This window comes from Microvirga roseola (assembly GCF_020866965.1).
GTDB lineage: Bacteria > Pseudomonadota > Alphaproteobacteria > Rhizobiales > Beijerinckiaceae > Microvirga > Microvirga roseola.
The window spans coordinates 1-14,156 of sequence record NZ_JAJATX010000078.1 but is presented as its reverse complement, the minus strand read 5'-3'; the positions used below and the strand labels follow the sequence as shown (position 1 = coordinate 14,156).

At 60.9% G+C, this 14,156-nt stretch carries 10 protein-coding genes and 3 pseudogenes; 3 read left to right on the top strand and 10 right to left on the bottom strand.

Annotated elements, in window-relative coordinates:
- From LG661_RS22495 to hydA, 5 genes and pseudogenes are all read right to left on the bottom strand, one after another.
- Positions 1 to 135 (bottom strand): annotated as a pseudogene (locus LG661_RS22495) (amino acid ABC transporter ATP-binding protein); the annotation flags it as partial.
- Positions 136 to 139: 4 nt separating this feature from the next.
- Positions 140 to 1,591: an amidohydrolase family protein gene (locus LG661_RS22490; RefSeq protein ID WP_230534233.1), complete on the bottom strand. Its 1,452-nt coding sequence runs from the start codon at positions 1,589 to 1,591 to the stop codon at positions 140 to 142.
- Between the two features lie 59 nt (positions 1,592 to 1,650).
- Positions 1,651 to 2,331, bottom strand: a complete 681-nt coding sequence (locus LG661_RS22485) for an aspartate/glutamate racemase family protein (protein WP_230534232.1) — start codon at positions 2,329 to 2,331, stop codon at positions 1,651 to 1,653.
- A 7-nt stretch (positions 2,332 to 2,338) separates the two neighbouring features.
- Complete coding sequence (locus tag LG661_RS22480; protein ID WP_230534231.1) at positions 2,339 to 3,784, bottom strand: amidohydrolase family protein; 1,446 nt, start codon at positions 3,782 to 3,784, stop codon at positions 2,339 to 2,341.
- A gap of 81 nt (positions 3,785 to 3,865) precedes the next feature.
- Entirely contained in the window at positions 3,866 to 5,329 is a 1,464-nt protein-coding gene (gene hydA, locus LG661_RS22475; RefSeq protein ID WP_268995507.1) for a dihydropyrimidinase, read from the bottom strand.
- A gap of 234 nt (positions 5,330 to 5,563) precedes the next feature.
- On the opposite strand from hydA, the pseudogene LG661_RS22470 reads away from it, so the two are divergent.
- Both LG661_RS22470 and LG661_RS22465 read left to right on the top strand, forming a co-directional pair.
- A pseudogene (locus tag LG661_RS22470) lies at positions 5,564 to 6,131 on the top strand (IS6 family transposase); the annotation flags it as partial.
- Between the two features lie 45 nt (positions 6,132 to 6,176).
- Positions 6,177 to 7,214 (top strand): annotated as a pseudogene (locus LG661_RS22465) (transposase); the annotation flags it as partial.
- Between the two features lie 286 nt (positions 7,215 to 7,500).
- On the opposite strand, the gene LG661_RS22460 reads toward LG661_RS22465, so the two are convergent.
- The 5 genes from LG661_RS22460 to LG661_RS22440 are packed head-to-tail and all read right to left on the bottom strand — an operon-like array spanning position 7,501 to position 12,684.
- Complete coding sequence (locus LG661_RS22460) at positions 7,501 to 8,322, bottom strand: ABC transporter permease (RefSeq protein WP_230534230.1); 822 nt, start codon at positions 8,320 to 8,322, stop codon at positions 7,501 to 7,503.
- The gene (locus tag LG661_RS22455; protein ID WP_230534229.1) at positions 8,319 to 9,188 is read right to left on the bottom strand and encodes an ABC transporter permease; all 870 of its coding nucleotides are present in this window, start codon (positions 9,186 to 9,188) and stop codon (positions 8,319 to 8,321) included. The genes LG661_RS22460 and LG661_RS22455 overlap by 4 nt, the downstream gene beginning before the upstream one ends.
- Complete coding sequence (locus LG661_RS22450) at positions 9,188 to 10,273, bottom strand: ABC transporter ATP-binding protein (RefSeq protein WP_230534228.1); 1,086 nt, start codon at positions 10,271 to 10,273, stop codon at positions 9,188 to 9,190. Before LG661_RS22450 ends, LG661_RS22455 begins: the two co-directional genes overlap by 1 nt.
- Positions 10,274 to 10,280: 7 nt before the next feature.
- Entirely contained in the window at positions 10,281 to 11,357 is a 1,077-nt protein-coding gene (locus LG661_RS22445) for an ABC transporter substrate-binding protein (protein ID WP_230534227.1), read from the bottom strand.
- Between the two features lie 31 nt (positions 11,358 to 11,388).
- Positions 11,389 to 12,684: an NAD(P)/FAD-dependent oxidoreductase gene (locus tag LG661_RS22440; protein WP_230534226.1), complete on the bottom strand. Its 1,296-nt coding sequence runs from the start codon at positions 12,682 to 12,684 to the stop codon at positions 11,389 to 11,391.
- Positions 12,685 to 12,729: 45 nt separating this feature from the next.
- Between LG661_RS22440 and LG661_RS22435 the strand changes: the two genes are divergently transcribed.
- Positions 12,730 to 13,536: a FadR/GntR family transcriptional regulator gene (locus LG661_RS22435; protein WP_230534225.1), complete on the top strand. Its 807-nt coding sequence runs from the start codon at positions 12,730 to 12,732 to the stop codon at positions 13,534 to 13,536.
- Positions 13,537 to 14,156: the final 620 nt, after the last annotated feature.

The following is a 14,156-nucleotide window of genomic DNA, read 5'->3' as shown; positions in this document are numbered from 1 at the left end:
CTCGCCCCGGCGCACATTCAGGTTGATGTCACGCAGAACGTGGAACTCGCCGAACCACTTGTGCATGCTTTGAATTTCAATCGCGGCTGCTTCAGTCACAGCAGTTTTGGGCGCAACTGACATCGTCCCCCCCATTTTGTTATGCCTGTACAGGAAAGACACGGGGGCTCAGTTCGTCAAGGCCGCGCCCGGACCAGTCACGCTCGGGTGCCGCCGCAATGGCTTCCGCCTGTCCCTTGCGCAGCATCTCGAGATCCTCGCTGATGTCGAAGTTCAAGACCTCACCACTACGGACGACCTGACGGCCATCGACATAGACGTCCTTGATAGCGCGGTCGTTAGCGGAGTAGACGAGGCTGCGGATCGGCTCATAATCGGGCTGCATGTAGGGGTTGCTCATGTCCACGACGGAGAAGTCCGCCTTGCAGCCTGGAGCCAGGCGGCCGAGATCGGGGCGGCAGATCATGTCGGCGCCGACAGCCGTTGCGGCCATGAATGCATCACGCGTCGTCGCCGCCGTAAAGCTGCCGGCCACAATGCGGCCGGCATAACAGGCCATGCGCAGTTCATCGAGCATGTTGTGAGGGAAGCTGTCCGTTCCGATGCCGCATGGAATTCCGGCCTTCACGTAGCGGCTCAGGGTGTTCATTGCGATTCCCCTGCGCGCAAACACCACCGGGCAGTGGGCGACCTGGGCACCGCTGTCGCGAAGACGTTCGAAATCATTGGCGTGAGGCCAGTGTAGCCAGGGATGATCGTTCAGGAAGATGCAGTGACCGATGATGGTGTTCGGCCCGAGCGCGCCGATTCTGTCGAGCCACTCGATAGGGGTGCAGCCGTAGCGGCGCATGATCTCCTGAAACTCGACGATGCTCTGCGCAGCGTGGATCTGGATCGGCTGGTTGCGCTCGCGCGCCGCGTCGAGAGAATCCCGGATCTGGCCTTCCGTGCAGGTGTCTATCTGGGACGGTCCGAAGAATCCGGTAATGCGTCCGCTCGGGTGCTTCGAGGCAGCATCCGCGATGTCGATGGCTTCCTGGAGAAGTCTATCGCCCGTTGCAGGGTCGAGATCATATTCGACCGAGTGGCCGTTTAAGGTCTTCCAGGGCCCGGAGCGGAACATGGCCCAAAGCACGGCGCGAATTCCGGTTTCGGCATATTCGTCAGCCCAGGTCTCGCGCGGCCTGCCGAGATCACAGATGGTCGTGACGCCGCTTTTCAAGAGCTCCGACGTTGCGACGCGTAATGCGGGACGCGTATATTCCGGTCCTATCTGAAAGACCGGCATGAACTCGTAAAGGGAGCTCTGACCGAGCCGGGGGCTGCCCAGTTCCTCCAGCATGCCTTTCCAGCCGGGCTCGTGACCCGGGTGGCTGTGCACGTCCACGAACCCGGGAATAATCATCATCCGCCGTGCGTCGATCTCCACATCGACCGGACCGGCATAACCCTCGCCGACATGGACAATGTCGCTACCCCGGATCGCGAAATCCGAGTTGCGCAGGTAGACATGGGAGCGGGCAGCCTTGTCCCATGCGACGATCCAGTCGCAGTTTCTGAACAGAGTTGTCTTGGCATCAGCGCTGGTCATTTCAGGTCCCTCGGCATTGTTAATTTTTGTAAAGGCAGTCGTTCTTTGCCGCACGACCCTCACGATTGGTGGCGCACAGACGCTTGCAGCAGACGGACATGACCTACGGCCATGGTCACTGCGGCCTGCGTCGGATCCACCACGGGAATCCCGACGGCATCTTCGAGCGATGCACGGAAGCGAGCCATGCCGGCGCATCCCATGACGAGGACATCGGCACCATGGTCGGCCTTCAGTGCGCGGCCTACCTCGATCATGCGGCTCAGGGTGCGCGCTTCGTTGGAGAGTTCCGTAACACCAAGGCCTATGGGCAGATCGGCGGCAAAGCGGTCTATCACGCCCATGGCTCCGAAATACCGGAGGTGTCTGGGAACAGAGGTTGGTAGAATAGCGATGACGCCGAACCGCTGCCCGAGAGTGAGCGCCGTCAGAACACCGCATTCCGCAATGCCGAACACCCGGCAGCGGCTCTGCTCCCGAAGTGCATGAAGACCTGGATCCGAGAAGCAGGCAATCACGTAAGCGCCTGCATTCTCCTCCAGCTCTTCGGCCTTGCGCAACATGGGCGGGATAACGCCGTCCACATCCCTTTGCGACTGAATGCCGGGCGGTCCTCCGGCCAGTGACAGGCAGATGATCTGCGGTCCGTCTGAGCTCCTCAGGGGAGCGACGGCGGCGTCGATTTCGGCCGTGACGGCTTCAGAGGAATTAGGATTGATGACATAGACCGAAGACATCATGACCGGTTCATCCTCGCGCGAGAGGCAGGGAATAGGGCGCCAGTGCGTCGAGAGAGCGGCCTTGCGGGTCGTCCTGCTCCGCCCGCCGGCAGGCGCGTCGCTGCGCGTCCTGCAACTCCCGGACGGCGCCGTCGTAATCCAGGTTCACGATCCGCCGGTCCTTCACGACGGTCTGAGCGTTCACATAGACGTCGCGAACGGCACGTTCGGCCGCACAGTGGATGAGGTTGCGCAGCGGATCATGGACGGGCTGCATGGCGGCGTGATTGAGGTCAACGAGCACCAAGTCCGCCTTCGCGCCGGGCGCCAGCCGCCCGATGTCTTCGCGGCCCAGCGCCTTCGCCCCACCGATTGTTGCGGCAGAGAAGACGTCCGCCGTATCGAGATCGAAGACGCTTCGGCCCGCAAACCGCGAGCAGATGAGGGCTTCCCGCAGCTCTTCGAGCATGTTGAACGGATAACTGTCGGTGCCGATGCCGACGTTCACGCCGGCGCGGCGATAGGCGCCGAGGCTCTCCAGCGTCATGCCGCTGCGAGCAAATGTGACGGGGCAATGGGCAACCGACGTGCCGCTTCTCGCAAGCCGGCCGAGATCGTCACGGCTGCGCTGCCGGGTCCAGGAATGGTGATCGAGGAAAATGCAGTGCCCGAGGATCAGATCGGGCCCTATTACGCCTAGGCGCTCCAGCATGGCAGGGGCCGTCTCTCCGGTCCGGCGCAGCAATTCCTCGTGCTCGGCCATGGTCTGCGCGGCGTGAATGGTGATGCGCATCCCACGCCCGCGTGCCTCGGCGACGGCTTCCTGGATCAGCTCCTCCGAGCATGTCTCGATCTGCGAGGGCGCGAGGACACCATCGATACGGCCGCTCGGGTGAGTACGCGCCTGACCGACGAACGCCAGCGCTTCCGCATAGCGCTCCCGCCCCCGATCCTTGTTCCAGTCGAAATCCAAGCGGTGGCTGCCGGCCATGCGCCAACTCGCCTCGCGGAAGCCGGGAGCGAGGTAAGAGCGCAGGCCACTCTCGACAGCCAGGGAGAGCCATTTGGAATGGGGAGATGCGATGTCGAGATGGGTGGTCACGCCGCTGCGCATCAGGTCTGCCAGCATCACGGTCTGGCAGGCGGCCTTGGCATCCGCATCCGAGTCGATGAGGGCGGAATACTCGTAGAGGGCATTGCCCCAGAGCGCTGCTGTCCCAATGTCCTCGAACAGGCCCTTGGCAATCGGCTCGTCGCCAGAATGGCAATGGATGTTAACAAGGCCGGGCATGACCATCAGCGACGCGCCTGCAATCTCCTCGTCGGCATGACCTGCATAGCGGGAACCCAAGTGCAGGATCCCGGCTGATGAGAATGCGAGGTCGACATCCTGCCGAAAGATGTGCCGGGAAGCGCTCTCGTCCCAGGCAACGACCCAGGCTGCATTGCGGATGACGGTTATCCTGTCAGTCATGGCCTGCCGGAGGATTGCGAGCGTGCTCGATGGAAGGAGCCGCCCGCAGGCAGTCAGTGGACAGGATGAAGCCAGCGCGGGTCACAGCAGCTGTGCTCCAAAATTCGTCACGGGGTCGAATTCGGGGCTGAGTGTCCCCGTCGGGCGCATGGACGAGGCGCGCTCGCGTAGCTGCAGTCGGCCTGAGCCGGGTGCAGCCTGAAGTCCGCCTTCCGAGATGATCACTTCACCGCGGCGCAGGACTATCTCCGGCCATCCGCACAGCCGACGCCCGGCAAATGGATTGTAGCCGACGTTGTCGTGCAGACTGTCATCTGAGAGCGTCACCTCACGGCCTGGGTTCCAAATTGCGATGTCGGCATCCGCTCCGATTGCGATCGTGCCCTTGCGCGGGTGAAGGCCATAGATCTTGGCCGGCGCAGTGGCGGTCAGTTCCACAAATTTCTCAAGGCAAGATCGGCCTTTGCTGACCATGGCATCGAACAGGAGCGGAAGGCGCGTCTCAAGTCCGGGCAGCCCGTTGGCGATCTGTTTAAAGTTCGGATGGCCTCCGGCCGAGAGCTTGCCGCTGGCATCGTACCGATAGGGCGCATGATCGGATGATACAATTTGAAGATCCCCGAGTTCGAGTGCCCGCCAGAGGGCCTCTTGGTCCGCCGTCGAACGGGGAGGGGGGCTGCACATCCACTTCGCGCCATCAAGGCCCGGCCGGTCGAGATCATTTGCCGTGAGGAAGAGATACTGTGGGCAGGTCTCGGCAAAGACCTTGATGCCTTCGCCGCGAGCCCGCCGGACGATGGCGGCGCCCTCTGCAGTCGAGACATGGAACAGCATGATGGGTTGATCGAGGAGCTGCGAGAAGCGGATGAGGCGCTCGAACGCCTCGATCTCGGAGGCGCGGGGGTGACTGACCCCGTGAAACTTCGGCTCGACATAGCCGTGGGAGACCAGCCTTTCCGCCATCCACTTGATCATCCCATGGTTCTCCGCGTGGGCGCAGATCAGGGCGCCGTACTTGCGAGCGACCATCATCACGTCCAGCACCTGCTCGTCGAGAAGGCGTACGCGATCATAGGTCATGAAGATCTTGATCGAACGGTGCCCGGCTTGGATCAGTCGAGGCAGATCCTGCTCTAGGGTTTCCGGGGTTGGATCGGAAATCCAGAGATGAAATGCATAGTCCGTGATTGCACCCTTAGAGCCGAGCCGCGAGTAATCCTCGACCACATCCGATAGGCTGTCGCCCCGATGCTGGGCTGCAAACGAAATAACAGTCGTGGTGCCTCCGAACGCGGCCGATCGGGTGGCGCTCTCGAATGTGTCAGCATTCAGAAGTCCGCCGCCGGAGAGCTGTTGAATGTGACAATGGGCATCGACGCCGCCTGGGAGAACGAGTTGACCGGAAGCATCGATAGTGGTGCGGCCTGCCGGAAGCCCCCGGCCGAGTGCGACGATCACGCCGTCCCGTGTTGCGACGTCCATGGTCGCAACGCCCTCGGCCGTCGCGACACTCCCCTGCTTGATCACCAGATCGTAATCGTCCAAACGGCACCCCCGTGGTTCGGGACTTCTCTACGACGCCTGTTGTATACAAGCTGAATTGTAACCAGATAGGACTGACGTCATCAAGCGGAAGTTGGGCGTTGTTGCATATGCAAGGGCTATGGCCCTGACCGATTAAACTGGTCCATTTGGAGGACAACTTTTTTGGGCAAGTTGATCCTTGAAGGGCATCGTCAGCTTAACCCGGAGGTGACGGGATGCTGACATAGGGGAGGGATGAAGTCGACCCGTCATTCTCGCTACGCCCGCCACCGCTTCCCGCCTGAAGTGATCGCCGTGCAGTATGGTTGTACTTTCGATGGCCTCTCAGCCTGAGGATGGTCGAGTAGATGCTTGCGGCCCGAGGTATCCTGGTCAGCCATGAGGCAGTTCGGCAGTGGGCGCTGAAGTTTGGCCAGAGCTCTGCCACACAGATCCGCGCCGTCTGCCCGCAATAGGCGGCAAATGGCACCTAGACGAGGTAGTCATCAGCATTGCGGGCCGGAAGCATTGGCTGTGGAGAGCCGTGGATCAACATGGGATCATGCTCGACATCTCGGTCCAGAGCCTTCGCGACGCCACATCAGCCAAGCGCCTGGTGCGCAGGCTGCTCAAGACACAGGGCACGGTGCCACGCGCGATTATCACCTACGAATTGGCCAGCTATAGAGCAGCGGGAAGGATCGTGATGACCGGGGTAGAGCATCGGCAGCATAGAGGCCTGAACATCAGGGCAGAGAACGGTTACCAACCGGTCCGGCGACGGAGGCGGATTAGGAAGCGCTTCAAATCAGCCCGACAGGCCTAGTGCTTCCTCTCAGTCTATGATCAGGTTGCAAACCTCTTCCGCCGTGCGGTCAACAACCGCGATAAGAACTTCACCCGGGCCAAGGTGGAGCGGCGCCGGGCCCAGATCGAGGAGAGTGTGACGCGTTACCTCCAGCAACTCGACACGGCCGATCGGCAGGAGCCCTCAGACGTCCTGGCCGCCCGGACCACCCGGCTGAAAGAGAAGATCGCCCGGCTCGGGCAGGAAATGCAGCGTCTGGCCGAGTTGGAGGCGCAGATGCTGGCTTCCCCTGACCAGCAGATCTCGCTGACGGACCCGGATGCGCGCTCCATGGCGACCAGCGGGCGCGGCTCTGGGGTGGTGGGCTACAATGTGCAGGTGGCGATCGAGACCGAGCACCATCTCATCGTGGCGCACGAAGTAATCAACGACGGCTGCGACCGCGCTCAGCTTTCCGCAATAAGCAAGGAAGCGAAGGCTGCTCTGGAGGTGGGGACGCTCGAAGCGGTCGCTGACCGCGGCTACTGGGATAGCGAGGAGATCCTGGCCTGCGACCAGGCTGGGGTGACCGTCACCCTGCCCAAGCCGATGACCTCAGGCGCCAAGGCGGATGGCCGCTTTGGCAAGCAGGACTTCGTCTATCTGCCCGACGAGGATGCCTACCGCTGCCCGGCGGGCGAGACGCTCAAGGACTACTACAGCAACGTCGAGCGGGGGCTGACGCTACGGCGCTACTGGACCACCGCCTGTCACACCTGCCCGCTGAAGAGCCGCTGCACGACTGCCAAGGAGCGGCGGATCGTGCACTGGGAGCATGAAGACGTGCTGGAGGCGGTGCAGCGCCGGCTTGATCTGNAAGACGTGCTGGAGGCGGTGCAGCGCCGGCTTGATCTGAACCCAGGGGCCATGCGCCAGCGGCGGGAGGTGGTCGAGCATCCGTTCGGCACGATCAAGATGCGCGTGGGCGCCACCCACTTCCTGATGAAGACCTTGCCGAAGGTTGCCTGCGAGATGGCCCTGCACGTGCTGGCCTACAATCTCACCCGGGTGCTGAACATCCTGGGCATCCGACCGCTGATGGCCGCCCTTAGGGCCTAGGGGCCGGTCTGTGCTCGTGTCATCACGCCTGTGACACGCCGGATCTTCGCTTCAGCGACGATGGAAGCCTCATTCCATTGACGATCAGCCAATCCGCGCTCGCCAATGATGGTGAAGCGCTTTGGAGCGGGGAAGGCCGCGATCTGACTTCTGCCAAAGCGTTTTGACGCAAGACCCTTAACGGACCTTCTAATTGGCTCATCTACGCCAAGCGCTTCCCCACTCACCGCTACGTTACGTATACCGATCAGGCCACCGGCCATGACAACACGTTGGCGCGCGAGGTCTATCTCCGAGAACCTGGCAGGACGATATCCAAACCGACGAGGCGCTGCATGGCGATCACAAAGCCTGTCGAGATCAGCACCACCAGCGTCGAGATCGAAAGGACCGTGGGATCGTAATCGAACTGGAGGGTCTGGAAAATCTCGACTGGTAGCGGCGTCGTACCGCTGCTGGCCAGGAAGACACTGACGGGAACATCGCCAAACGACGTAATGAAGGCGAAGAAGAAGCCGGAGAATAGACCGGGCTTCAGGGCAGGGATCGTGATCCGGCGGAGCACGCGCCACTCCGTCGCTCCGGCGATTCTGGCCGCATTCTCGGAGCGATCGAGGTCGTGCGTAATGACCGATCCGACTGCCCCGACGGCATATGGCACACAAAAGAAGGTGTGCGCGAAGACAAAGCCCCAGGGTGTTCCGATCAGATCGATCCCCGTTGCGTCCGCAACGAGATAGTAGAACTGAAGGAACACAACACCGGTCACGACAAAGGGGACTTGAAGGGGAAAGCGGAAGTAGGTCTCGAGCAAACCTTTTCCTCCCACCGTCCCCCGGGCGATTCCGAGTGCCGCGAGGCTTCCCAGAAGCGTGGCGAGGGCCGCGGCCGCGACAGCGATCGAGAAGCTCAGTCCCAGGGCGCTCCAATACTTCTCCGGGATATTCAGGTACCACCGCAGAGAGACCTCCTCCGGCGGAAAGCGGAAGAAGGGTTGAGAGCCGCCGTCGAACGAGGCGCCGATGACAATCAGGAGGGGACCGAGCAGGAAGGCGTAGGCCAAAGCCGCAGCCGCAAGGATGAGCAGTTGCGAGCCTCTATTTCTCATGCGGCTTGCCTCCCCTGACCCGCCCCAACGGGGCCGCCTCTGCGCAGGGCGACCAGGAGTAAGTTAATAACTATGACGGCCGTCGTGAGAAGTACGGACAGGGCGGATGCGACCGGATAGTCCACCTCGAGGACGATCTTCCGCTGGATAACGACCGGCACCGTGAGGACATTGCCACCACCCAAGAGCACCGCGGAGGTGAAAGCGCCCATGTTCATGTTGAAGGCGATCAGGCCCGCGGTGACAATACCGTTGAGCGACAGCGGCAGGAGTATGCGGCGAAGAAGGCTCCAATCCGATGCCCCGTGGACTAGGGCGGCATCTTCCAAAGATTTTGGGATCGTTTGGACGACACCGAAGAGCAGCATGATGAGCAGTGGTAATGAATACTGCACAAGTCCGATCGCGACTGCAAGTTCATTGTGCAGCAGGGATCCGCTCCACCATCCGAGTGTCACGAAGCGGAGGAATGTCGCGAATGGCCCTTGGGAGCCTAGGAGCATGCTGAGGCCAAGGACCTTAACGACGATGCTCACGAACGAGGAAACGAGAAGCAGGATGATCAGCCAGCGCAGGACCGGCGAGTTCAGGCGCGCAAGCCAGTACGCGGTCGGGTAGGCGATGAACAATGCCACCAGCGCGGCTATGGCGGACAAGACGATCGTGCGGACGAAAACAGCGATGTAGAACCCGTCTGACAGGATGGTCGCATAGTTCGCAAAGCTCAGTTGGTCCCCCATCATGCCCATGGCAAGGCTCTCGAAGAAGCTCTGTCGCACGAAGAAGAGCTGAGGAACGATGAACAGAACGACCGAGACGGCCAAGGCCAGAGCCAAGGCGCCATCATAAGCCCGCCGGATCCGCATCACCGTCCAGCCTTAGGAAGAGGGAAGCAAAAAGTGTCCTCGGGCCGGAAGCGGACATCAGCCATGTTTCCCTCCTGCAAGTTCAGGTCGGCTCCCTTGGGAGTCTGGAGGATGACTTCCAGGTTTTCTCCGTACCTTAGAATGGTATTGATTCCGCTCCCGAAGAAGCTGCGCCGAAGGACCTGTGCGGAAATTGCGTTGGTGCCTTCCTGCGGAGTTGCTCCAACTGCAAGACTTTCCGGGCGCACAACGCAAGCTGCAGGGTCACCCACGCTCAGCACCGATCTGGACTGTCCGGTGATTACTTCACCCCCGGAGAGGCGTACCGACACCAAATCACTCACCTTTCGCACGACCTTGCCCTCGAAGCGGTTTGAGCGGCCGATGAAATCGGCGATGAACAGGGTGTCGGGCCGGTCGTACAGTTCCTCAGGACGGCCCGCCTGCTCGATGACGCCTCCGTTCATCACGATAATCCGGTCGGCGAGGGCCATGGCCTCCTGCTGGTCGTGCGTCACGAAGATCGTGGTGATCCCCACGTCACGCTGGATGCGCGCAAACTCACGCTGCATCTCTTCACGCAGTTTCTGGTCGAGTGCGCCCAGCGGCTCGTCCATCAGGAGGACACGCGGCTCGTAGGCCAGTGCGCGGGCGAGAGCCACGCGCTGCTGCTGCCCGCCCGAAAGCTCGATCGGGTAACGGTTACCGAGCGCCTCCATGTGGATGAGCCGGAGCATCTGCTCGACCCGCTTGTGGACGACATCCCGGGACTTGCCCCGCTCCACGAGGCCGAACCCGACATTGTCTGCAACGCTCATGTTCGGGAAGAGGGCATAGTCCTGGAACACCATTCCAAGATTGCGCGCACGTGGCGGCTTGCGAACCACCGGCTCACCACCGATCCGGATCGCTCCGGAGGTAGGGTCGATGAAGCCGGCGATCATGCGAAGCGTAGTGGTCTTTCCACAGCCCGACGGTCCGAGGAAGACGATCAGCTCGCCCTCCTCGATATGGAGGTTGATGCCTTTGACGACCTCAGTGGGACCGTAGCTTTTGACGAGGCACTCGAGCGATACGCTGGACATCCCTTGATCAGCCCCGGACGATGTCTCGGTCCCATGCCGAGCGCCACTGGGCAAGGTTCACCTTGGAGAAGTCGATGACGAACAGGTTGTCGAGTTCGGCGTCGCTCAGGAGGAGAACACCATTCGTTTCCGGATCCTTTCCGAGTTCCTGAATGGCCGAACGGTTGACCGGGAGAACGCCTGTAGCCTTGGCGTGACTGAGCTGGACTTGGGGCTCGAGATAGGTGTCGAGGAAACGGTGCGCGAGTGCTTCATTCTCGGTTCCGCGGACGACGTGATGGAGAACCGGCCAGAGAGAGCCGCGCTTCGTGCCGAACTGCGGATAGCTGATCGAGAGCGGTACATTGCTGCGGCGTAGGCGGATAACGAACCCGGCATGCCAGGGCGCTGCCCAGATCTCTCCCGAGGACATCTTGGTTGCAATGTCAGTCGAGGAGGAGAAGAAATAGGCAGGCTTGATCTTGTTGATCAGCGGGATTGCCTTCGTAAGGTCGGCTTCCGATGCGCCGGCCTCGTAGGCGAGACCAGCGACGGCGTTCCAATGCTGTGTATGGTTGACGTCCGGGAAGGCCACCTTGCCCTGGAGCTTGGGGTGCGCGAGGTCCGAATAGGTCTTGGGGGCGTCGAGGCCAGCCTCCTTGAACTTCTCGTGATTGTAGACGATGCCATCCATGCTTCCGAGTGTCATCACGTAGTTCTTTGCGCGGGCGAAATCCGGTAGCAGCTTGGCATTCGGCAGCTTCTCGTAGTCGAGATCTTGGATAAACCGGTCCGCTGCCATGAGCTGGACAAGCTCCAATCCGCTTTCCATCGTATCGAACGGTGCCGACCGCCCGCGCGCGGCGACCAGTTTAGCCAAATTGCCCTGTGGCGTGTCGACGACATACTCCACAGTACCTCCGGCCTTCCTGATCGGCTCGCCGACCTGCTTGTCGAGGGAGTCGCGCCATGAGCCGCCCCAGGTCGCGACCTTTATCGCGCCCAGATTCCCTTGGGCCCACGCGCCTGTGGATCCCGGTAGTAGGCCGGCGATAGAAAGGCCGGCGACTCCTGACAGAAACGTACGGCGGCTGGTGTTCGACATCGTTTGCTCCTCTGGTTTGCTCTTGTTGAATTCAAAGCGCCTGTTGAGCGCGTTGGGCTTCGCCCTGCTCGAACCGGGCTAACCGAAACGGCTTCAAGTCCAGGCTCGTCTTGCCGTCCGCAATCCACTGAGCCACTTGCAGCCCGATCGATGGACCAAGGGCGAAGCCATGTCCGCTGAAGCCGGCTGCGATAAACAGCCTGCGGGCGGGATCCGGCTGGTCTATGATCGGAATCGCATCCGGGGTGAGGTCGATCCGGCCCGCCCACATGGTGCTGAGCGGAACATCTCCGAGATGGGGAAAGAGTTCGCGAAACCGCTTGAGATTGTTGTTGACCTTGCGCTCGTTAGGGATCGGCTCAGGGAAAGGATGAGCCGCTACCTTCCGGCTAGTTTTTGCCCGGAGTTGATAGAAAAAGTCCCGCCCCAATGTGAGCTTCAGGAGCTTCCAGTTGCGCCGGTACGCTGGCAGGAAATGCCGAAGGCTTCGGAAGGAGTCGACGGTGATTTCGTAATCCATGCCCATCCCGCGATAGCCATTGCCGAGGGTGAAGCTGCCATCAGGGCGGGGTCTGTAGGCGACATGCGGTCCCCACATTGCAACCTTTGTGAAGGGTGCAGCAGGCATTGTCATCCCGACAGACGATTTGGTGATTTGGATGGGTAGTGACAGCCCGAGCCGGCCCGCAAGCGACGGGGTCCCAATGCCGCTTGCGAGAAGCACCGTCGTAACCTGGTGGTATCCGCTTGCCGCGTGAACTCCAGCGACCTTGCCAGCGCTCATCTCGACCTCGTAAACGGGTGTGTCCTCGAAAATTTCAGCGCCAGCCGCACGCGCGGCCGCTGCTATGGTACGGGTCGAAAGGCCAGGGTCGCCATGGGCATCGCCCGGAGTATAGAGTGCCGAGCGCCAGCTCCCTGCAAGCTCCGGCACCAGATCGTGGATCTCGTCTCGCTTCAGGATACGCGTATCCAGCTTGAATTTGGCTGCTATGTCGTGGCCGCTGATAACGCGCTCTTCGTCGTCAACGGTTTCCGCTGGTACCATGATTCCAGTTGGGGTGAACTGGGTTGATTCGCGTCCATACCGCTCCGTCAGTTCGATCCACATCTGATTGGCCTCGGCGGCGAGCGGTACCTCTGCCTCATGCCGCCCTTGCTGACGTATGAAGCCCCATGCCCGGCTAGATTGCTCCGAGGCAATCTTGCCTCGCTCGAAGACCGCAACCCGGATCCCGCGCGTGGCGAGTTGCCAGGCCGTTGCGCAGCCGACGATGCCTCCACCGACGATTGCAACATCGAAACTTGAGGTCTTGTCTTTGGACATAGGCAATGTCATTGATTGATCCAATTGAGCCAATCAGGATTATGCATGCTGCGAACTGCGCCGCAAGTCGCAAACTGGGGCTCATCCTGGGACGGTTTGGGCCAATTGGCTCAATTATTAGGCAGGGTTTCTATAATGCAGCTCCTAGATAGACAGGGTCTCTGGGCAGAGATTGCGGCTTCGAGCGGGAATAAGGGTCGGTTGATTGCGGCCCTTGAGGAAGCCATTCGTAACGGGATGCTTCCAAGGGGAGCGCGCCTCCCCACCGAGAGAGAAATTGCTGAGGCCACCGGCTTGTCGCGGAATACAGTCCGGGATGCATTCTCGAGGCTCACCGAGCGTGGGCTGATTGCAAGGCAGGTGGGACGGGGAACCTTCGTCAACCTAGCGATGAAGGAGCCGGAACTTCCTCTTCATGAGAATGGTCAGGTGCGTCTTCCGTCGCCCCGTGAACTCGTGGAGTTCCGTGCCGAGTGCGAGCCGACCACCGCAATGCTGATCGTCATGAATGCATCCGATGCGGAGCTGATGGATATCGAGCAGCTTGCCTTGAAGGGGCGCGAGGCTCTGACATGGGATCAGAGCGAAGCCAACGACGCGGAGTTTCATTCGAGGCTCTACGAGGCGACAGGCAACTCGGTCTTTCAGCATATCGGATGCTATCTGAGACAGGTCCGGCGGTCGCAGGCATGGATGTCTCTGAAGCAGCAGACATTCTCGCTGGAGCGCTGGCGAAAATATCAGCAGGAACACGAGTTGATCGTTACGGCTCTGCGCAGTCGCGACGTAAGGGGATCCCGTGAAGCTCTTCGAAACCACCTCTCCCGGGTGCAGGGCTGGGTGGACGGCTGATACCCGCAAGGACTCCCGAAACTCGACGGCAGTGTCTATGAGTCGCCCGCAGCCACGAGTCGACTATCATAGCGTGGGCACTGGGGCCGGAATACGACTGCTGGGCTTTCACGGTAACTGGAATGTAGCCGGCCTCGGCTAAAGCATTGTGACGCTCAACCTGGCGCAGACATACGACTTGGTTGTTTACGCAACCTGGTGCACGAGTTCGGACGAATCACGGCACCGACCCTGCTGCACAGGTGACGGAGACCTCGGACTTGACGCTCCCCTCCCTATGGGTATCGTTCCAGCGTCGAAAAAGGCGGACCGGTTTGGTTCGCCCGGTCGCTCCCTTTTAGGAGCTCCGGCTGGCGCATGCGCGCCATGTCCCATGACGGAAGCTCTGGCGCATGGTTCTCCAGGGCGACGTAGGGGTATGGCCAAACGCAACAACAGATTTCAGTAGTTACACTGGGCATCACTGTTTTGGCGCGCTCTAAGCGCTTCTGTATCGAGGGCTTTGGCTGGAAGCCTGTGTTTGAGACCAAAGAATTCGTATTCTACCCGATGGACGGTTTCGTCCTCGGAACATGGCTAAAGCACCGGACTGGAAATCTGACTTTCGGGGTTTTTGGCTG